We start from the raw sequence: 19,848 nt of genomic DNA, 5'->3' as shown, positions 1-19,848 counted from the left end.
AGTGAAAGCGTTTCAGAATATGGTTCAAGAGAGGAAGAGGTGAACGGAATGGGTACTAAAACAAAAAAGACCCTATTTAATGTTGATGAGCAAATGAAAGCTATCGCAGCTCAATTTGAAACATTACAAATTTTAAATGAAAACGGTGAAGTTGTGAATGAAGCAGCTATGCCTGAATTATCTGATGATCAATTAAAAGAATTAATGCGTCGTATGGTGTATACTCGCGTATTAGATCAACGTTCTATTTCTTTAAACCGTCAAGGACGTTTAGGTTTCTACGCACCTACAGCTGGACAAGAAGCTTCTCAATTAGCAAGTCATTTCGCACTTGAAGCAGAAGACTTCATCTTACCAGGATACCGTGATGTACCACAATTAGTATGGCACGGATTACCATTATACCAAGCATTCTTATTCTCTCGTGGACACTTCATGGGTAACCAAATGCCTGAGAATGTAAATGCATTAGCTCCACAGATCATTATCGGTGCGCAAATCATCCAAACTGCTGGTGTTGCGTTAGGTATGAAACTACGTGGGAAAAAATCTGTTGCAATTACTTACACTGGTGACGGTGGTGCTTCACAAGGTGACTTCTACGAAGGTATGAACTTTGCAGGTGCATTCAAAGCTCCAGCAATCTTCGTTGTTCAAAACAACCGTTATGCAATCTCTACTCCAGTAGAAAAGCAATCTGCAGCTAAAACTGTAGCACAAAAAGCAGTAGCAGCAGGTATTTACGGAATTCAAGTAGACGGTATGGATCCATTAGCTGTATACGCAGCAACTGCTTTCGCTCGTGAGCGCGCAGTAAATGGCGAAGGCCCTACTTTAATCGAGACTTTAACATTCCGTTACGGTCCACATACAATGGCTGGTGATGACCCAACTCGTTACCGTACAAAAGATATCGAAAACGAATGGGAACAAAAAGACCCAATCGTACGCTTCCGTAAGTTCTTAGAAGCTAAAGGCCTATGGTCTCAAGAAGTTGAAGAGACAGTAATCGAAGAAGCAAAAGAAGATATCAAACAAGCAATTGCTAAGGCTGACCAAGCTCCAAAACAAAAAGTAACGGATTTAATGGAAATCATGTACGAAAAAATGCCTTACAACTTAGCTGAACAATATGAAATCTACAAAGAAAAGGAGTCGAAGTAAGCCATGGCTCAAATGACAATGATTCAAGCAATCACTGATGCTTTACGCGTTGAAATGAAAAATGACCCTAACGTACTTGTATTTGGTGAAGACGTTGGTGTAAACGGCGGTGTATTCCGTGCTACTGAAGGTTTACAAGCTGAATTTGGTGAAGATCGTGTAATGGATACTCCACTTGCAGAGTCTGGTATTGGTGGACTTGCAGTTGGTCTTGCACTTGAAGGATTCCGTCCAGTTCCAGAAATCCAATTCTTCGGTTTCGTTTATGAAGTAATGGATTCAATTTCTGGTCAATTAGCTCGTATGCGTTACCGTTCTGGTGGACGTTGGACTGCTCCAGTAACAGTTCGTTCTCCATTCGGTGGTGGTGTTCATACTCCTGAACTTCATGCTGATAGCTTAGAAGGATTAGTGGCTCAACAACCTGGTCTAAAAGTTGTTATTCCATCTACTCCATACGATGCTAAAGGTCTTTTAATCTCTGCGATTCGTGACAACGATCCAGTTATCTACTTAGAGCATATGAAATTGTACCGTTCATTCCGTCAAGAGGTACCAGAAGGTGATTACACAATTGATTTAGGTAAAGCTGATATCAAACGTGAAGGTACAGATGTATCTGTTATCGCTTACGGTGCTATGGTTCACGCTGCATTAAAAGCTGCTGAAGAACTTGAAAAAGAAGGTATCTCTTTAGAGGTTGTTGACTTACGTACAGTTCAACCATTAGATATCGAAACAATCATCGCTTCTGTTGAAAAAACAGGTCGCGTAGTTGTAGTTCAAGAAGCTCAAAAACAAGCTGGTATTGCAGCTAACGTTGTAGCGGAAATTAACGACCGTGCAATCTTAAACTTAGAAGCTCCAGTTGTACGTGTTGCAGCTGCTGATACAGTATTCCCATTCTCTCAAGCAGAGAGCGTATGGTTACCAAACCACAAAGATATTGTTGAAGCTGTAAACAAAGTAATGAACTTCTAATTTTTAGCTTTTCATGTGCAAAAGAAATCAGCACATGCTGGTTTCTTTTGTACATATTCCATAATAATGAAATGAATCAGGGGGCTGAATTCCGTGGCATTTGAATTTAAACTACCAGATATCGGTGAAGGTATCCACGAAGGTGAAATCGTAAAATGGTTTATTAAACCAGGCGATGAAGTAAACGAAGACGATGTACTTCTTGAAGTACAAAATGATAAAGCAGTAGTAGAAATCCCTTCTCCTGTTAAAGGTAAAGTACTTGAAGTACTTGTAGAAGAAGGAACAGTTGCAATCGTAGGAGATACATTAATTAAATTTGATGCTCCTGGATACGAAAACCTTAAATTTAAAGGTGACGATCATGATGAAGCTCCAAAAGCTGAAGAAGCAGCAGTAGAAGCTCCAGCAGCGGAAGCTACTCCAGCAGCAACTGCAGAAGTAGTAAATGAGCGCGTAATTGCTATGCCATCTGTTCGTAAATACGCTCGTGAAAAAGGTGTAGACATTCATAAAGTAGCTGGTACTGGTAAGAATGGCCGTATCGTAAAAGCTGACATCGATGCATTTGCAAATGGTGGACAAACTGTAGCAGCAACTGAGGCTCCAGCAGCAGTAGAAGCTACTCCAGCAGCAGCGAAAGAAGAAGCACCAAAAGCACAACCAATCCCAGCTGGTGAATATCCAGAAACTCGTGAGAAAATGAGTGGTATCCGTAAAGCGATTGCGAAAGCAATGGTTAACTCTAAACACACAGCTCCTCACGTAACATTAATGGACGAAGTAGATGTAACAGAACTTGTTGCTCACCGTAAGAAGTTCAAAGCAGTAGCGGCTGACAAAGGTATTAAATTAACTTACCTTCCGTACGTTGTTAAAGCTTTAACATCTGCATTACGTGAATACCCAATGTTAAACACTTCTTTAGACGATGCATCTCAAGAAGTAGTTCATAAACATTACTTCAACATCGGTATCGCAGCTGATACAGACAAAGGTCTATTAGTACCAGTTGTTAAAGATACAGATCGTAAGTCTATCTTCACAATCTCTAACGAGATCAATGATCTTGCTGGTAAAGCACGTGAAGGTCGTCTAGCTCCAGCTGAAATGAAAGGTGCTTCTTGCACAATTACAAACATTGGTTCTGCAGGTGGACAATGGTTCACTCCAGTTATCAACCACCCAGAAGTAGCAATCCTTGGTATCGGCCGTATCGCTGAAAAACCAGTTGTGAAAAACGGTGAGATCGTTGCAGCTCCAGTATTAGCATTATCTCTAAGCTTTGACCATCGTTTAATTGACGGTGCAACTGCTCAAAAAGCGTTAAACCAAATTAAACGTCTATTGAATGACCCACAATTATTAGTAATGGAGGCGTAATAACAATGGTAGTAGGAGATTTCCCAATTGAATTAGATACAGTCGTTGTTGGTGCAGGTCCTGGTGGATACGTTGCGGCAATTCGTGCAGCACAATTAGGTCAAAAGGTAGCAATCATTGAAAAAGCTAACCTTGGTGGCGTATGCTTAAACGTTGGATGTATTCCTTCAAAAGCGTTAATCAATGCAGGTCATCGTTATGAGAATGCAATGCATTCTGATGACATGGGTATTACTGCAGAAAACGTAAAAGTTGACTTTACAAAAGTTCAAGAATGGAAAAACGGCGTAGTTAAGAAATTAACTGGCGGTGTTGAAGGCCTTCTTAAAGGTAACAAAGTTGAAATCATTCGCGGTGAAGCTTACTTCGTAGATGCTAATACATTACGCGTTATGACTGAAGATGCAGCTCAAACTTATACGTTTAAAAATGCTGTTCTTGCAACTGGTTCTACACCAATCGAAATTCCAGGATTCAAATACTCTAAACGTGTTATCAACTCTACAGGTGCTTTAAGCTTACCTGAAATTCCTAAAAAACTTGTTGTAATCGGCGGCGGTTACATCGGTATGGAATTAGGTACTGCATATGCTAACTTCGGTACAGAAGTTACTGTAGTAGAAGCTGGCGACGAAATCTTAGCTGGTTTCGAAAAAGCTATGAGCTCTGTTGTTAAACGTGCTCTACAGAAAAAAGGTAACGTAAATATCCATACAAAAGCTATGGCTAAAGGCGTTGAAGAAACAGAAACTGGCGTAAAAGTTAGCTTTGAAGTTAAAGGTGAAATCCAAACTGTAGAAGCAGATTACGTATTAGTAACTGTAGGTCGTCGTCCAAACACTCAAGAAATCGGTCTTGAGCAAGTTGGAGTTAAAATGACTGACCGCGGCATCATCGAAATCGATGAGCAATGTCGTACAAATGTACCAAACATCTATGCAATCGGTGATATCGTTCCTGGACCACCATTAGCTCACAAAGCTTCTTACGAAGGTAAAGTAGCTGTAGAAGCAATTAGTGGCCATGCATCAGCTATCGATTACATCGGAATTCCTGCAGTATGCTTCACTGATCCAGAACTAGCATCTGTTGGTTACACTAAAAAACAAGCTGAAGAAGCTGGAATGACTGTAACTGTATCTAAGTTCCCATTCGCTGCTAACGGTCGTGCATTATCATTAAACAGCACTGACGGTTTCCTACAACTTGTAACACGTAAAGAAGATGGTCTTCTTGTAGGTGCTCAAGTTGCAGGTGCAGGTGCTTCTGATATTATTTCTGAGATTGGTTTAGCTATCGAAGCTGGAATGACAGCTGAAGATATCGCTCAAACAATCCATGCTCACCCAACATTAGGTGAAATCACAATGGAAGCAGCTGAAGTTGCTCTTGGAATGCCAATTCACATTGTAAAATAATTTAAGTAATGTAAATAGCCCTTCTCTTATTGTAAGAGAGGGGCTATTTTTATTTTCATCAAATGACTTGCAAGGTCTTTAAACGTACTTGTCGAATGAATATATAATACTTTAACAAATGATTCAGGCTTAACTTACTTCGAAGGTAATATATATCATCCTATAATATGTAATTGATTCAAACTTACCCCCATATATTAATAAAATAGAGCATGTCAAAGGAGAAGGTTCCATGAAAATATTACATGTTATATTTTATCATTTACTACTATGGAGTGGCTTTTCCACTGTATTAACATTATCGAATGGTGATAAGTTTCATTATAAAGTTATTCTTTTTTTCGTATTTCTATATTTAGCCTATGTAATAGCATATTTTGTATTGCACGTAAGAAAGCAAGCTTTATTTCTTACATGTTCGAATTGTATATTATTTTTAATCATATTATCTATTTTTTAAATTAGCGTTTATAAAAATACATTGTTCTTCCATTAAATAATTGTAACTCTCCTTCTAATTTCTTCGCTAAAAAACGGCAAAATTCATTTGCTTTCCCTTTGTCACCAAATGTTGCATTAGGTGGTAAAGAAACTTGGATGAAAGATTGTTCATTTTCTATACCAACACCAATATAAATTGAGTCATACCGGTCGTGAGTGGATTGAAGTTTTAATGTTGTTGTAGATGTATCTAAAATTTCATAAGGAAAAGCGGTATTTGTATACGTGTAATTAATTTGGGCACCAGTTTTAGAAGTAACTGTTTTATAATAATGAAAAAGTTGTTTTATATCATCTATTGAAACTGATTGTTGGTTGGATTTCGGTACAAGCGTAATAAAGGCGTGTTGCATATAAGTTCCCCCTAGCTTAGTAGAATACTATCATTCTACATCTTACTGAATTTTTTGACAATTAAAAGGAGTATTACATGTTTTGTTTAATATACTATTAATGAAACGTGATGTAGAAAGGTGGAAACCAATGTTTGAAAAATTGTATGATGAGCATGAAAGTGTGAAGGTACGATTTTTAGGGTTTATGACACATGATACACGTTATGATTTTGGTGTTATTTATACAAATATGTTTTTTGGAAAGCCGCTCATTGTTTGTATGCAAACAGGAAGGTCTACTTTACTCGGACGAGATGATGTAGAGAATGTTCAATATATACAGGAGATTTTTAAATTAGGATCAGAAGAGGAAGCAAAGGAGTTAGCTCAGTTTTTCAAATTTCTAGTTCCGTCAACTTCTTTACATGCGGAATATGAAGAATAATTAATGTGAAACAGTCGTACTTATAAATATGGCTGTTTTTTTATTTTAATATCGCATACTAATTTAAATTAAAAATATTTAATGTGTTATACTAAAAACCTATTGACGTAAAAAGTATAACATATTAAAATAAAGGCAGAAAGTTAAGCGGTTACAAAAAGTTTTTGGGATTATAAACTTAGGGGGAAATGAAAAATGGGAACAATCGTATGTCAAGATTGTGAAGGTACAATTGCACACTTCGAAGATGAGAAAGTAACGGTACTTTACGGGAAATGTGGATCTTGCGGATGTGATCACACAGAGCATACAAAAGCCCAATAATTGATAGGAAATGGACAGCTAAAAGTTTTTAGGACCATAAACTTAGGGGGAAATGAAAATGGGAACAATCGTATGCCAAGTATGTGAAGGAACAATCGGACATTTTGAAGATGAGAAAACGACGGTACTTTACGGAAAATGTGGAACAAATTGTGACTGTGCTAGAAAAGATAATGCGAAAGCTTAATGATAAATAAATAGATTACTATTAAAACTCAGGGGGAAATGAAAATGGGAACAATCGTATGCCAAGTATGTGAAGGAACAATTGGACATTTTGAAGATGAAAAATCAACAGTACTATACGGGAAATGTGGATCTCATTGCGAATGTGACCATAAAGAACATACAAAAGCTTAATAATAAGAAAAAGCGCCTACATGTGTAGGCGCTTTTTTAATAAATTGTAGTTGTATGACCAACTGTTGCAACGATTGCATCATCCCTAATCGGAATAAAGCTTATGGAGGTCTGTGGTGTACTAGAAGAAGCGTATTGGCTCATTATACGACTATCGATACGGGTAATAGTATCGGTCAAGAAAGCTGAAATAAAAGCGTAAGGGACTCGTCGTTCATTTAATGAATAAATAATTTCTTCTTTTGTTTTTACACCTACGCCATGCCCGTAAAAAAAGAAATTTCCTAAATAGATTGTATTTTCTCCTTGCCATTCAATCGTAGCTGGATTTACTTGTGGGTTTTTAAAGTAAACGAGGTCACCTGGAACAAGATCGCCACCGTTTTTTGTTATGAGCCTTAGATCTTGGTCGTAGTCCCATGTATAAAGTAAAAGGTTTGCAAATAGACGATTGAAAGTTTCTTCCTCATACAATGATAGTAAAGCTTTATAAAAAATAATGATCATAGCGGTTGCGCATTCAGTTCCATATAGTTTTCCGTTTTTGAAAATATCCTGTATGGCAATAGAAGGTGGTATGTTTGGAAGAAGCTCGAATCCTCCAAGAGACGTTCTTTTCCAATACTGGGGGTTGCAAAAGGATTGTTGAAATGTACGAAACTGAAATCCACTTTGAAAAAGCTCTAGTGCAGAGATAATAATATTAACTCGTAAATTGAGATCAAAGCTGAGTTCATCAGCTGTTCGGAAGGAATAAACTTCTTGATTTCCTGCCATTATTGATAAAATTTGTTGTTTCTCTGCTGCAAATGGCTCGTATTCATTTGTAATATAAGGATGTACAATAGAACGGCCTATTACAATCATAATAGTATCCCCACCTATACGTTACATTCTTAAGTATCGTATGAAGAAAAGGAAAAAAGGTGAAAAAAAAGCCTATCAACTGATAGGCTTGTACTCTTTAATAACACGTAATGTTTGTAATGTCATATCTTCAGGACCTTGTACAGGTAAACCTGCTTCTAAGTTTTTACGAATATACTCTAAGTTTTCTTGTGTAATAATTTCCCCCGGAGTAAAGATTGGAATCCCTGGCGGATAAACCATAACAAAATCAGCTATAATACGACCCGCTGCATTTTCAAATGGAATGACTTCTGTTTCCGAATAAAAAGCATCTCGAGGAGAAAGTGCTAGCACTGGAATTTCTGGAATCTCTACTTGTACTTGAACACCTTTATCTGCCCTATTTCTAAATGTTGCTGCTAAATCTTGTAATGCTGCAATAAGTGTATTTGTATCACTTTCTGTATCTCCCAAAGTGATAAGACATAGTATGTTGTATAGATCTGAGAGTTCTACTTCAATGTTATATTGCTCTCTAAGCCATACTTCAGCTTGGTGGCCGGTAATACCTAAATCTTTTACAGATACAATTATCTTTGTAGGATCATAGTTAAAGGTAGCATCTGTACCTAACATTTCTTTTCCAGGACAGTAAAGATGCTCAATAGAATTTATAGCATCACGAACATGCTCAGCTAATTGTATTGTTTGTTCTATGAGTGCTGTTCCTTCTGTAGCAAGACGTTTTCTCGCAACATCAAGGGATGCTAACAAGATGTAAGAAGTTGATGTAGTTGTAAGCATGCTAATAATAGATTGGACATGCTTTACATTCACTAAGCCTTCTTTCACATTAAGAATAGAACTTTGAGTTAAAGAGCCTCCTAATTTGTGAACACTTGTTGCTGCCATATCCGCACCAGCTTGCATCGCTGACATAGGTAATTCATCGTGAAAATGAATATGAACACCATGAGCTTCGTCGACTAGTACAGGGATGTCATAAGAATGTGCTAATTGTACAATCTGTTCTAAGTCTGCAGCAAACCCAAAGTACGTTGGGTTAATAACAAGTAAGCCCTTTGCATCTGAGTGCTCTTCAAGTGCTTTTTTGACAGATTGAATTGTGATTCCATGAGAAATACCGAGCTTCGGATCGATTTCAGGATGCATGAAAATCGGTTTTGCACCTGAGAAAATAATAGCTGACATTACTGATTTATGCACGTTTCGTGGTACTAGGATTTTGTCACCAGGACCGCAAACGCTCATCACCATTGTCATAATAGCGCCACTTGTACCTTGAATAGAAAAGAAAGTATGATCTGCACCGAATGCGGCTGCTGCTAAATCTTGTGCTTCTTTAATCATACCTTTTGGATGATGTAAATCATCGAGTGGCGCAATATTAATTAAATCAATTGCTAATGCATTATGCCCAATAAATTCGCGAAATGTAGGATCCATGCCCTGTCCTTTTTTATGACCAGGAATATGGAATTGAATTGGATTTCGCTTACTGTGCTCAACTAAAGCGGTAAACAATGGTGTTTCGTATTGGGACAATCTATACACCCCTTCTTCTTCATAATATTTAGTGTAATTTGTTTTATATAATCCTGCTCTAAAAAAGTGTAGCCCTTTTTAGAATAAGGCTTGTTTTTCTGCCATTCAAAAAATCGTTTTTGAGATGGTAGCTTCACTTTATTTTCTATAAAACAAAAGCATTATATCACCAATAATTATAGATGTATAGAAAAAAATATTTTTAAGGTGAGTATGTTTAATAGTTAGCCTCAACTAATGAATAGAGGAAGACAATTCCATTAAAATGAATAAATAGTGTATAATGCAGAGTGGCTATAATGAAGAATAAAATATTCTCTTTAAGATAGCATAATGAAACAAGAAGAAATGATAAATGAGGTGCAAAATGGAATATCAATATCCGTTAGATTATGATTGGTCAAATGAGGAAATGGTTACAATGGTGAAGTTTTATGAAGCGATTGAGAAAGCTTATGAAAAAGGAATTATAAGAGAAGAGTTAATGGGTTTATATCGTCGTTTTAAAGAGATTGTTCCATCGAAAGCAGAAGAAAAGAAAATTGATAAAGAATTTCAAGAGGTAAGTGGATACTCTATATATCGTGCTATTCAAAGGGCAAAAGAAGTCGAAGAACAAAAGCTTGTAAAAATGTAAAAAATATTTTGAAAAATAAAAACTGAAGTGATATAATGTGATAACAACTAAAAACGGACAATATAAATTGTCCGTTTTCTACTATCGATTACAAAGTGCATATAAAGGAAGGAGTGATTGCATCGTAGATTCAATCTTAGCAAGGAATTGTTCGTTGGTCATTGCTGAAAACTCCTCTGGTGATATATGAATACCAACTAATAATTCTGCTTTTTTTACAGTAGCTAATCGTTCAATCATCTTTTGTAAGTCTTCGGTTTCAAGTGTTTTATGTAATTTCACACTTGGTTTAGTATGGTCAATGGACCAAACGAAGTCATTTGGAATATTTGTTTTTAAATCATTTAAATGTTCTAAGAAGGCATGAGCCGTCTCAACTTTTTGTGGACACTCATAGATTAAACCAAAGTATATGAAGGCATGAGTACCCCATAAGCCGATTTGGAAATGCGGTAGCATTTTATATCCTCGTTTATTTGTTGAAAAAGCAACCCAAGTATCGTTTGGTGGATTGACTTTGCGGCGTGCGTGTTTTGCAACATGATAAAAAAAGTTCTCATCAGTTTGTTTGGATAAGTATTCTGCAAATTGTTCCCCTAAAGCTTCTAGCTTAGGATGAATGTTCGTTTTAATTGCACTCATTCGTTCTTCGAGACCATCAACTGTAAAGACATCAAAATCAGTTGACTTGAATATTTGTATTGTCATGATTGTTCCTCCAACTCCTATTTTGCTTTTATTTTAGCATAGCTTGTACTATTCATAAAAAAAACAGCACAAAAAAATTTAAATAAAAAAATATAATTTTGTTGCATAGATGATTTATCCAACATAGTATAGTATAAAACAAAAAATCAGAAAATTGAATTAATTCTAGTCCGAGGGCAGACGAATATTGGGAGGAGGCAAATAATATGAGACAGGTGATTAATGCGTTAAAGAGAACAGATGCTGAAAAGAGAATACCGGTGCTACGTTTGGAGCTAGATTATGAATTAGCAACTTTATATGATGCGATGATGGAAGATGATAACCAGAAAAAAGAAGAGTGTGTACAAAAGTTAGAAGTATTAAGACTTGAAATGATTCGCTTAGAAGCGTAATAATAGTATATGTATAAAAAATTAGTTGGTGCGAACCTTATAAAGGGTTCGTTTTTTCTGTGAACAGTATAGATCGGAGTGTTTAAACATGCAAGAAGTATGGAAAGACATCGATGCACACGCCAAACGGTGGATTCGGGATGCAGGAGAGCATTTAATGGCATCAATGAAAAAAGCACTTATTATAGAAACAAAATCAAATGCAGCTGACTTAGTTACAAATATGGACCGAGAGATAGAACAGTTTTTAATTGGGAAAATTAAAGAAACATTCCCGAATCATAATATTTTAGGAGAAGAGGGTTATGGAGACGAGATAACGTCTTCTGACGGGGTTGTTTGGTTAATTGATCCAATTGACGGCACGATGAACTTTGTTCATCAAAAAAGAAATTTTGCGATTTCAATTGGGATTTATGAGAACGGTATCGGAAAGATTGGACTTATATATGATCCAGTGCATGATGAGCTATATCATGCAGTCAAGGGATCTGGAGCTTTTTGTAATGATATATCAATTCCTCCATTGGAAAAAGGAACTGTAGAGCAAGGTATTGTAGCTTTAAATGCGATATGGCTTACAGATAATCCATTGCTTAATATGGAAAGTATGATGGCACTTGTTAAGAAAGCAAGGGGCACAAGGTCATATGGCTGTGCAGCATTAGAGATGGTATACGTTGCAACAGGAAGAATAGATGCATATGTAACGCCGAGATTATCACCATGGGATTTTGGCGGAGGGCAGATAATTGTAGAAGAAGTTGGAGGTAAGGTGACGACATTCTCTGGAGCGCCACTTTCTATCATAGAGAAGAGCAGTGTGTTAGTTGCAAAACCAGGAGTGTATGAAGAAGTGTTATCGTTTATATGAGAGCAACAAAAAAAGTAAGAGGCTGTGTATAAGCTTCTTACTTTTTAGCGTTATTGTGATTTGCGCATTTTTCTTTTTGTTACAAAACCGTATCCAACTGTAACAAATGTGCCGATAATGCAAATAATAATACCGATTGGACTATTTTCAGCAATCATAATGCCGATACCGATTAAGAAAATAACACCGATAATTGCAGTTAATAAAAAGCGATATTGAATGTGTTCCATTTCTTCACCCTCCAATCTCATTTTACTTTCACAAAAGTAAGAATACAACTATATTTTCATTCTTGCTTTTATTTTAATTGCTATTGTATCCCCTTCGCTCTTATAATAGAGAAGGATTAAAAAGACATTAGGAGTTGGACATGTTGAAAAAACGACAAGATTTACGTAATATAGCAATTATTGCCCACGTTGACCATGGTAAAACAACACTTGTTGACCAGTTATTACGTCAAGCGGGGACTTTCCGTGCGAACGAACACGTTGAAGAACGCGCAATGGATTCAAATGATCTAGAAAGAGAACGCGGTATTACAATTTTAGCGAAAAATACAGCGATTCACTATGAAGATAAAAGAATTAACATTTTAGATACACCTGGTCACGCTGACTTCGGTGGAGAAGTAGAACGTATCATGAAAATGGTTGATGGTGTTTTACTTGTTGTTGATGCATATGAAGGTTGTATGCCACAAACACGATTTGTTTTAAAGAAAGCTCTTGAGCAAAACTTAACTCCAATCGTAGTTGTAAACAAAATTGACCGTGACTTTGCTCGTCCAGATGAAGTAGTTGATGAAGTAATCGACTTATTCATTGAGCTTGGTGCAAACGAAGATCAATTAGAGTTCCCAGTTGTATTTGCATCAGCAATGAACGGAACAGCAAGCTTAGATTCAAATCCAGCAAATCAAGAAGAGAATATGAAATCATTATTCGATACAATTATCGAACATATTCCAGCACCAATTGATAACAGCGAAGAGCCACTTCAATTCCAAGTAGCACTTCTTGATTACAACGACTACGTTGGACGTATTGGAGTTGGTCGCGTATTCCGCGGTACAATGAAGGTTGGACAACAAGTTGCTTTAATGAAAGTAGACGGAAGCGTGAAGCAATTCCGCGTAACGAAATTATTCGGTTACATGGGATTAAAACGTCAAGAAATTGAAGAAGCAAAAGCAGGGGACTTAGTAGCCGTTTCTGGTATGGAAGACATTAACGTAGGTGAAACAGTATGTCCAGTTGAACATCAAGATGCGTTACCATTATTACGTATTGATGAGCCAACACTACAAATGACGTTCCTTGTAAATAACAGCCCATTTGCAGGTCGTGAAGGTAAATACATTACATCTCGTAAAATTGAAGAGCGTCTTCGTTCACAATTAGAAACAGATGTAAGTTTACGTGTAGATAATACAGATTCTCCTGATGCGTGGATCGTATCTGGACGTGGGGAACTACATTTATCTATCTTAATTGAAAACATGCGTCGTGAAGGTTATGAATTACAAGTATCTAAGCCAGAAGTAATCATTAAAGAAGTTGATGGCGTAAGATGTGAGCCTGTAGAGCGCGTACAAATCGATGTACCTGAAGAATACACTGGTTCTATTATGGAATCTATGGGTGCACGTAAAGGTGAAATGTTAGATATGGTGAATAACGGAAACGGTCAAGTTCGCCTTACTTTCATGGTTCCAGCACGTGGTTTAATTGGTTACACAACAGAATTCTTAACATTAACTCGTGGTTACGGTATTTTAAACCATACATTCGATTGCTACCAACCAGTACACGCTGGACAAGTTGGTGGACGTCGCCAAGGTGTTCTAGTTTCACTTGAAACAGGAAAAGCATCACAATACGGTATTATGCAAGTTGAAGACCGTGGTGTAATCTTCGTTGAACCAGGTACAGAAGTATATGCTGGTATGATTGTCGGAGAACACACTCGTGAGAACGACTTAACAGTTAACGTTGTGAAAATGAAACAACAAACTAACATTCGTTCTGCGACGAAAGATCAAACTTCAACAATGAAGAAACCACGCCTAATGACTTTAGAAGAATCATTAGAGTACTTAAACGATGACGAGTTCTGTGAAGTAACTCCAGAATCAATTCGTCTACGTAAAAAGATTTTGGATAAGAGTGAGCGCGAAAGAGCTGCTAAGAAAAAGAAATCTGTTGAAGCGTAAAAATAAAAAAACAACGCCCTTTATAAAGGGCGTTGTTTTTTTATTTTGTTTATTTTTTTAGAATATTTACTCTTTTTTGTGGACAGTATTTTTTTTGCGAGTTACTCTTGTATTAAGTGTATAAAGAAAATTGCATTTTACTGCTAGGGGGGAAGAGTGTGTTAGAAAGGATGTCTTTTTTTGCAAAATTGTGTAAGGTAGATGAAAATCCAGAGTTAGGAATGTGGTTACTTTATGGGACGATTATTATATTAAGTGCTCTCGTTTATAATTTAGGGTTTGCTAGAAAGTTGTCTGTACTAAAAAATATTGTGATATACATATCATTAGCAATTGGATGCACAGTATTAACCTTTTTTGCTGTGTTTTTACCTGTTGGAGAAGGACTTGTTGTAGCGGCAATTGTACTTGGAATTTATAGACTGCGTTTGCGTCAAGCGAAACAACAAAAAGCAGGATAAGAAAGGGGAGTTTTCATGCGTTCAGTACAAGATGCACTATATAATTGGTTAACAATTAAAACAGTTGCGGAAGCACGTCCAGATGATAGTGCTGCAAAAGAAACATATTTGTTATTTCAAAATATGGTATATGAAGAACATAAATTAAGAAATGTGGAAGTCGAAAAGAACGAGGAAATGTATTTAATTACATATGAAATAAATGGAGAACGGAAATCTGCAAGGTTTCCGTTAGAAGCCATTGATTGTTTTTTGGATCAGATGAATCGTGAACCAGAAAAATATAAATAAGTCCTTATCTATATGAGTAAGGACTTATTTACATTTTACCAATCATCTTCGATTTTTTTATCACGATATAATCGGAAATTACCACTTGCATGACGTTCCATTGTACGCTCTGCAATTCGTTCCGAACATTCCATGCACATATATGTATGAATAGGGCGATTACGCAGTTTTTTTGCCATAGGATTTTCATCATCTAACATATCTTTTTTATCACAAATCATACATTTGACTCTCATTTCGTCACCTCAATACGAATTCTATCAGTATAAGTATATCATGGAAGTATAATGTTTTTGAATAATAGTGGGAAAAAATAATATTTTCGCAATTCAAAAAATAAGTTATGATAAGGATATACCAAGTATATTTGGAGGTGAAAATATGGCGAATGTAGTAGAGCCTACCTTAACAGAGGATTTAGTACAAACGTTGCGTAAAGAGTGTATTGTTATGATAGCAACGACAGATTTCGAAAAACAAGTTCCTAACGTAAGTGCTATTTCTTGGGTGTATGCAGTGAGTGAAACTAGTATTCGATTTGCAGTAGATCAACGTTCACGTATTGTGGAAAATATACGTCATAATACAGGTGTGGTATTGACTATAATGGCGAATGAATCCGTATTTTCTATAAGTGGTGCAGGTGAAATTTTGACAGATAGAATGGAAGGTATTTCTCTAAAATTAACTGTAATAGAAGTAAAGGTGCAAGAAGTGCGTGATGTTATGTTTTATGGAGCGAAACTTGCAATTGAACCAACATATGAAAAAACATATGATCTTCGGGCAGCGAAAAAGCTGGATAACGAAGTGTTAGTAGGGATAAGAGAATTATAAAGATGCTAAATAAGAAATTCGTTTATTCACTTTTGTAGTCGGTTATTGTGATTTAACGTTAATAATTATAATAAAAAGTAATATATTGAATAGAAATGAATAAAGAATAAATAAAAGGTTTAATGACTATGATTTTCGATTCTACCTCGTTTACACGGTACATATAATTATAACAATGGTTCGTCCATATTTTATGGATGAAACCCTTGTTCTACAAATTTAAAAGTGGAGTCAGGGGGTAACAGGTTGGATAAAATTTATGTGTTAGATACGAATGTACTTTTGCAGGATCCTTTATCTATTTTTTCATTTGAAACCAATGAAGTAGTGATTCCAGCAGTTGTATTAGAAGAGGTTGATTCGAAAAAACGTTATATGGATGAAGTAGGAAGAAACGCTCGTTATGTATCTAAGTTAATAGATAAATTTCGTGAAATAGGAAAGCTGCATGAAAGTATCCCGCTAGAAAACGGCGGAACATTTCGTATTGAATTGAACCATCGTTCATTTGTGCAACTACAAGATATTTTTGTAGAAAAAACAAATGATAATCGAATTTTAGCTGTAGCAAAAAATCTATCTTTAGAAGAACAGGAAAAAGAGGACGGGAAGTCTGTTATTTTAGTAAGTAAAGATGTACTCGTAAGGGTAAAAGCTGATGCAATTGGTTTGAAGGCTGAAGATTATTTAAGTGATCGCGTAATTGAAGTAGAAAATATATATTCTGGTTTTTTAGAAGGATATATATCAAAAGAACAATTGGATTATTTTTATGAGAAAGGTGAATTGCCTCTATCTGAAATTGCGAATCATCCTTTTTACCCAAATCAATTTGTAGTAATGAAAGATGCATTAGGGGGCTCTAGTTCTGCGCTTGGCATTGTGGATCACTTAGGGAAGAAGGTAAAGAAACTTATTTTTCACAATGAACAAGTGTGGGGGATACGACCACGAAACGTGCAGCAAATTATGGGATTAGAATTGTTGCTTCGTGAAGATATTCCGCTTGTAACGTTAACGGGGAAAGCCGGCACAGGAAAAACGTTACTTGCGTTAGCTTCGGGACTTATGCAAACAGAAGACTTAGGGTTATATAAAAAATTACTTGTGGCAAGACCAATTGTTCCAGTCGGAAAAGATATCGGTTATTTACCAGGAGAAAAAGAAGAAAAATTAAGACCATGGATGCAGCCAATTTTTGATAACCTAGAGTATTTATTTAATACGAAAAAGCCAGGAGAGTTAGATGCTATTTTAGCTGGAATGGGTTCGATTGAAGTAGAAGCCCTTACTTATATACGCGGGAGAAGTATTCCAGATCAGTTCATTATCATTGACGAAGCACAAAATTTAACAAAGCATGAAGTGAAGACGATATTAACTAGGGTAGGGGAAAAGAGTAAGATTGTATTGATGGGAGATCCTCAGCAAATTGATCACCCATATTTAGATGAATATAATAATGGCTTAACGTATGTTGTAGAGAAGTTTAAAGAACAGCGTATTAGTGGTCATGTGAAGTTTGTTAAAGGGGAGCGATCTAATTTAGCTCAACTAGCAGCAGATTTATTGTAAAAAGGAGTGAGCTTAAGCTCACTCCTTTTCTTTAAATAATTGTAAATTTACGGATGTTACGGATTGGATTTTGTTGATTAGATCCATCATTGAAATAGAGATGAACAGGCCCGTCTTCTTTTAATGGTTTTCCTTCTTTTGAAAAGCCTAGTATAGCATTTTTGACAGTTTCTAATGGAAGTGTCATTGTATGATCTACCGTTTCAATTTCAACTTGCGTAGCGTCCTCTAAAATTTCAGCGTTAGCAAGGAATGGATGAAATGGTATACCAAATGTTCCAGTAATCAGCTGTTCTTTTTTATATTTCTTTACACTTTGTTGTATCGGTGGGAAGGCAGCACCATCACGAATTTCACGATCCCAATGTTCTGAAGTGTTTTTTAAATAAGTTTCTAGTTCAGACGTGTTTTCTCTAGTTTCATCAAAGTAAGTTGTCAAATCTACTTTTCGATCATCAAAGATCCAAACAGTTGGATCAATAGTGATTGGAAAACGTACTTTTCCGTTAATAAATAAAATTTCGCTCATTGTTGTTCCCCCATTTGTGTTATACTCCCACTTTTCAGTATAATAGCATTAGACACTGTTGTCACAAAAAATGTTTCTATTGCAATTTATTAAAACTATCGCTAATATTAATAGATAGGATAGAGGAGAGTAGGACGGAAACGGAGGGAATCAATTTGGCGTCTGAGACAGTAGCAAATCATCAGGAAAAGGCACTAGCCCTTCTACAAGCGGATGCAGAGAAGATTTTAAGACTTATTAAGGTGCAAATGGACCATCTTACAATGCCGCAATGTCCATTATATGAAGAAGTGTTAGACACACAAATGTTTGGACTATCCCGCGAGGTCGATTTTGCAGTTCGCCTTGGTCTTATTGCAGAAGAACAAGGGAAAGCAATGTTAGGTGAGCTCGAACGTGAGTTGTCTGCACTTCATGAAGCATTTACAAACAAACAACAATAACGGGTTCAAATAAGGGGGCTCAAACTAAATTAGTTTGAGCTTTTTATTTGTATAATAAAGCAGGAAGAATCAATATACATATGGAATACAACAATAATTAAATTGAAACAGAAAGAGGAAATGAAATGAAAAAAGTATGGAAATCAATGGATTATTCATTGTTACTTCCTCTTGTTATCTTATGTGTGCTGGGAGTAATAATGGTATATAGTTCTAGTTCCATTGTTGCGATTTCGCGATTTGATAAACCAGCAAATTTCTTTTTTAAAAGACAATTAATTACTTTAGCTGCTGGAACAGTGTTATTAATAATTCTTGCTATTATCCCATATAAAGTGTGGAGAAAACGAATCTTTTTATTGGGGAGTTATGGAATTAGTGTTGCATTATTAGCAGCAGCTGCCTTTTTCACTAAGAAAGTAAACGGTGCAAACGGGTGGATATTTGGAATACAGCCTGCAGAATTTGTTAAGATAACAGTTATTCTCGTCTTAGCTCATTTCTTTGCCAAAAGACAAGAAACGAATACACCTGTTTCCAAAGGGTCAGGTCCAGTACTTATTGGTGTTGGTATAATCATGTTTTTAATATTAAAGCAAAATGATTTAGGTACTGATTTGTTAATTGCAGGAACAGTAGGAATTATGTTCCTTTGTTCGGGAGTACAGGTTAACTTATGGATTAAACGAATTGCTTTAACTTCTATAGTATGGATTCCGGCACTATATCTTCTTGGCAATTATGCATTAAATCCATATCAAAAGGCACGTTTTTCTGTTTTCCTTGATCCGTTTAATGATCCTCAAAAGGATGGATTCCAATTGGTGAATTCATTTATTGGAATTGCTTCTGGAGGGCTTAATGGTAGGGGATTAGGAAATAGTGTGCAAAAGTATGGTTATTTACCAGAACCACAAACGGATTTTATTATGGCAATTATATCGGAAGAACTTGGTTTTATAGGCGTAGCAATCATTTTGATTTGTTTATTGCTTATAATTATTCGATCATTTAGAGTCGCACAAAAGTGTACAGATCCATTTGGAAGTTTAATAGCTATCGGAATTGCAAGCTTGTTTGGAGTTCAAACGTTTATTAATGTTGGTGGTATGTCTGGAGTAATACCACTTACCGGAGTACCATTACCGTTTGTCAGTTACGGTGGTAGTTCTTTATTAGCTAATCTACTTGCGATGGGGATACTACTCAATATTGCTAGTCACGTGAAACGACAAGAGAAACAACAGAATGGATTAATGAAAGAAAAAGAACAAAATGGACCACATCTTGTAGTTGTAAAATAAAAACACATTGTGCTTTAGAGCATGATGTGTTTTTATTTTTAAGTAGTTTTAAATATGATGTACTAATTTCTCTTTCAGTTAAAAGATATATCACATTAAGTTAAATGTGATATACAATTAAGTTGTTAGAAAAGGAAGAGGTATGCTATACTATTTTTGTGAAACAAATTGCACAGAAAACTTATCATTTGTTAAAAAATAAGGTATGATGGATAAAAATAAAGTGAAGCTTTCTAAGTATAATATAATGTGG

General features: G+C 36.0%; 26 protein-coding genes. 19 read left to right on the top strand and 7 right to left on the bottom strand.

Annotation, left to right across the window (positions count from 1 at the left end):
- Positions 1 to 48 precede the first annotated feature (48 nt).
- The 5 genes from pdhA to V7S45_RS19430 all read left to right on the top strand — a co-directional run bounded on the left by pdhA (position 49) and on the right by V7S45_RS19430 (position 5,406).
- Positions 49 to 1,164 (top strand): pyruvate dehydrogenase E1 component subunit alpha, encoded by a 1,116-nt coding sequence (pdhA, locus tag V7S45_RS19450; RefSeq protein WP_000536895.1) that lies wholly within the window; start codon positions 49 to 51, stop codon positions 1,162 to 1,164.
- Positions 1,165 to 1,167: 3 nt separating this feature from the next.
- On the top strand, positions 1,168 to 2,145 hold the full coding sequence (gene pdhB, locus V7S45_RS19445; RefSeq protein WP_000068168.1) for a pyruvate dehydrogenase complex E1 component subunit beta: 978 nt from the start codon (positions 1,168 to 1,170) through the stop codon (positions 2,143 to 2,145).
- Between the two features lie 93 nt (positions 2,146 to 2,238).
- Complete coding sequence (pdhC, locus tag V7S45_RS19440; protein WP_000863419.1) at positions 2,239 to 3,528, top strand: pyruvate dehydrogenase complex dihydrolipoyllysine-residue acetyltransferase; 1,290 nt, start codon at positions 2,239 to 2,241, stop codon at positions 3,526 to 3,528.
- A gap of 5 nt (positions 3,529 to 3,533) precedes the next feature.
- Positions 3,534 to 4,946 (top strand): dihydrolipoyl dehydrogenase, encoded by a 1,413-nt coding sequence (gene lpdA / locus V7S45_RS19435; protein ID WP_000260104.1) that lies wholly within the window; start codon positions 3,534 to 3,536, stop codon positions 4,944 to 4,946.
- A gap of 232 nt (positions 4,947 to 5,178) precedes the next feature.
- Positions 5,179 to 5,406, top strand: coding sequence for a hypothetical protein (locus V7S45_RS19430; RefSeq protein ID WP_000697469.1), 228 nt, complete (start codon positions 5,179 to 5,181; stop codon positions 5,404 to 5,406).
- Position 5,407: 1 nt separating this feature from the next.
- On the opposite strand, the gene V7S45_RS19425 is transcribed toward V7S45_RS19430, so the two are convergent.
- The gene (locus V7S45_RS19425) at positions 5,408 to 5,800 is read right to left on the bottom strand and encodes a DUF1885 family protein (RefSeq protein ID WP_001163302.1); all 393 of its coding nucleotides are present in this window, start codon (positions 5,798 to 5,800) and stop codon (positions 5,408 to 5,410) included.
- A 130-nt stretch (positions 5,801 to 5,930) separates the two neighbouring features.
- On the opposite strand from V7S45_RS19425, the gene V7S45_RS19420 reads away from it, so the two are divergent.
- The 4 genes from V7S45_RS19420 (at position 5,931) to V7S45_RS19405 (ending at position 6,911) form a co-directional block, all read left to right on the top strand.
- Positions 5,931 to 6,227, top strand: a complete 297-nt coding sequence (locus V7S45_RS19420) for a DUF3055 domain-containing protein (RefSeq protein ID WP_000462038.1) — start codon at positions 5,931 to 5,933, stop codon at positions 6,225 to 6,227.
- A 195-nt stretch (positions 6,228 to 6,422) separates the two neighbouring features.
- Positions 6,423 to 6,551: a GapA-binding peptide SR1P gene (locus tag V7S45_RS19415; protein WP_000536778.1), complete on the top strand. Its 129-nt coding sequence runs from the start codon at positions 6,423 to 6,425 to the stop codon at positions 6,549 to 6,551.
- 58 nt (positions 6,552 to 6,609) lie between these two features.
- Positions 6,610 to 6,738: a GapA-binding peptide SR1P gene (locus V7S45_RS19410; RefSeq protein WP_000536803.1), complete on the top strand. Its 129-nt coding sequence runs from the start codon at positions 6,610 to 6,612 to the stop codon at positions 6,736 to 6,738.
- A 44-nt stretch (positions 6,739 to 6,782) separates the two neighbouring features.
- Positions 6,783 to 6,911, top strand: a complete 129-nt coding sequence (locus tag V7S45_RS19405; protein ID WP_000536796.1) for a GapA-binding peptide SR1P — start codon at positions 6,783 to 6,785, stop codon at positions 6,909 to 6,911.
- Positions 6,912 to 6,947: 36 nt separating this feature from the next.
- Here V7S45_RS19405 and V7S45_RS19400 read toward each other — a convergent pair whose 3' ends face one another.
- Positions 6,948 to 7,778 carry a protein-glutamine gamma-glutamyltransferase gene (locus V7S45_RS19400; protein ID WP_000635337.1) on the bottom strand — a complete coding sequence of 277 codons (831 nt, stop codon included), beginning with the start codon at positions 7,776 to 7,778 and terminating at the stop codon, positions 6,948 to 6,950.
- A 75-nt stretch (positions 7,779 to 7,853) separates the two neighbouring features.
- Positions 7,854 to 9,326, bottom strand: a complete 1,473-nt coding sequence (gene speA / locus V7S45_RS19395; RefSeq protein ID WP_000084899.1) for an arginine decarboxylase — start codon at positions 9,324 to 9,326, stop codon at positions 7,854 to 7,856.
- 367 nt (positions 9,327 to 9,693) lie between these two features.
- On the opposite strand from speA, the gene V7S45_RS19390 reads away from it, so the two are divergent.
- Entirely contained in the window at positions 9,694 to 9,963 is a 270-nt protein-coding gene (locus V7S45_RS19390) for a UPF0223 family protein (protein WP_000456562.1), read from the top strand.
- An 81-nt stretch (positions 9,964 to 10,044) separates the two neighbouring features.
- On the opposite strand, the gene V7S45_RS19385 is transcribed toward V7S45_RS19390, so the two are convergent.
- On the bottom strand, positions 10,045 to 10,671 hold the full coding sequence (locus V7S45_RS19385) for a DUF1054 domain-containing protein (RefSeq protein ID WP_089607605.1): 627 nt from the start codon (positions 10,669 to 10,671) through the stop codon (positions 10,045 to 10,047).
- A gap of 206 nt (positions 10,672 to 10,877) precedes the next feature.
- Between V7S45_RS19385 and V7S45_RS19380 the strand changes: the two genes are divergently transcribed.
- Positions 10,878 to 11,066, top strand: a complete 189-nt coding sequence (locus V7S45_RS19380) for a hypothetical protein (protein WP_001250165.1) — start codon at positions 10,878 to 10,880, stop codon at positions 11,064 to 11,066.
- 88 nt (positions 11,067 to 11,154) lie between these two features.
- On the top strand, positions 11,155 to 11,940 hold the full coding sequence (locus tag V7S45_RS19375; RefSeq protein ID WP_001158701.1) for an inositol monophosphatase family protein: 786 nt from the start codon (positions 11,155 to 11,157) through the stop codon (positions 11,938 to 11,940).
- A 50-nt stretch (positions 11,941 to 11,990) separates the two neighbouring features.
- On the opposite strand, the gene V7S45_RS19370 is transcribed toward V7S45_RS19375, so the two are convergent.
- A complete protein-coding gene (locus V7S45_RS19370) occupies positions 11,991 to 12,170 on the bottom strand; it encodes a DUF5325 family protein (RefSeq protein WP_000400127.1) in 180 nt (59 codons plus the stop codon).
- Positions 12,171 to 12,310: 140 nt separating this feature from the next.
- Here V7S45_RS19370 and typA point away from each other — a divergent pair, with 140 nt between their 5' ends.
- The 3 genes from typA to V7S45_RS19355 all read left to right on the top strand — a co-directional run bounded on the left by typA (position 12,311) and on the right by V7S45_RS19355 (position 14,907).
- The gene (gene typA / locus V7S45_RS19365; protein ID WP_000914762.1) at positions 12,311 to 14,155 is read left to right on the top strand and encodes a translational GTPase TypA; all 1,845 of its coding nucleotides are present in this window, start codon (positions 12,311 to 12,313) and stop codon (positions 14,153 to 14,155) included.
- Positions 14,156 to 14,313: 158 nt separating this feature from the next.
- Complete coding sequence (locus V7S45_RS19360) at positions 14,314 to 14,616, top strand: YlaH-like family protein (protein WP_000893662.1); 303 nt, start codon at positions 14,314 to 14,316, stop codon at positions 14,614 to 14,616.
- Positions 14,617 to 14,631: 15 nt separating this feature from the next.
- The gene (locus V7S45_RS19355) at positions 14,632 to 14,907 is read left to right on the top strand and encodes a hypothetical protein (RefSeq protein WP_001258151.1); all 276 of its coding nucleotides are present in this window, start codon (positions 14,632 to 14,634) and stop codon (positions 14,905 to 14,907) included.
- A gap of 35 nt (positions 14,908 to 14,942) precedes the next feature.
- Here V7S45_RS19355 and V7S45_RS19350 read toward each other — a convergent pair whose 3' ends face one another.
- The gene (locus tag V7S45_RS19350; protein WP_002082250.1) at positions 14,943 to 15,143 is read right to left on the bottom strand and encodes a YlaI family protein; all 201 of its coding nucleotides are present in this window, start codon (positions 15,141 to 15,143) and stop codon (positions 14,943 to 14,945) included.
- A 145-nt stretch (positions 15,144 to 15,288) separates the two neighbouring features.
- Between V7S45_RS19350 and V7S45_RS19345 the strand changes: the two genes are divergently transcribed.
- Positions 15,289 to 15,744 (top strand): pyridoxamine 5'-phosphate oxidase family protein, encoded by a 456-nt coding sequence (locus V7S45_RS19345; protein WP_000024593.1) that lies wholly within the window; start codon positions 15,289 to 15,291, stop codon positions 15,742 to 15,744.
- Between the two features lie 246 nt (positions 15,745 to 15,990).
- Positions 15,991 to 17,319, top strand: a complete 1,329-nt coding sequence (locus V7S45_RS19340) for a PhoH family protein (protein WP_000358083.1) — start codon at positions 15,991 to 15,993, stop codon at positions 17,317 to 17,319.
- A 31-nt stretch (positions 17,320 to 17,350) separates the two neighbouring features.
- Here V7S45_RS19340 and V7S45_RS19335 read toward each other — a convergent pair whose 3' ends face one another.
- On the bottom strand, positions 17,351 to 17,848 hold the full coding sequence (locus V7S45_RS19335; RefSeq protein WP_001289809.1) for a hypothetical protein: 498 nt from the start codon (positions 17,846 to 17,848) through the stop codon (positions 17,351 to 17,353).
- A 155-nt stretch (positions 17,849 to 18,003) separates the two neighbouring features.
- On the opposite strand from V7S45_RS19335, the gene V7S45_RS19330 reads away from it, so the two are divergent.
- Positions 18,004 to 18,291 carry a YlaN family protein gene (locus V7S45_RS19330; RefSeq protein WP_000135694.1) on the top strand — a complete coding sequence of 96 codons (288 nt, stop codon included), beginning with the start codon at positions 18,004 to 18,006 and terminating at the stop codon, positions 18,289 to 18,291.
- Positions 18,292 to 18,416: 125 nt separating this feature from the next.
- Positions 18,417 to 19,595: an FtsW/RodA/SpoVE family cell cycle protein gene (locus V7S45_RS19325; protein ID WP_025689183.1), complete on the top strand. Its 1,179-nt coding sequence runs from the start codon at positions 18,417 to 18,419 to the stop codon at positions 19,593 to 19,595.
- Positions 19,596 to 19,848 lie beyond the last annotated feature (253 nt).

The organism is Bacillus sp. BR3(2024), from assembly GCF_039134555.1.
GTDB lineage: Bacteria > Bacillota > Bacilli > Bacillales > Bacillaceae_G > Bacillus_A > Bacillus_A cereus.
This window is presented reverse-complemented; position numbering and strand designations above follow the sequence as displayed.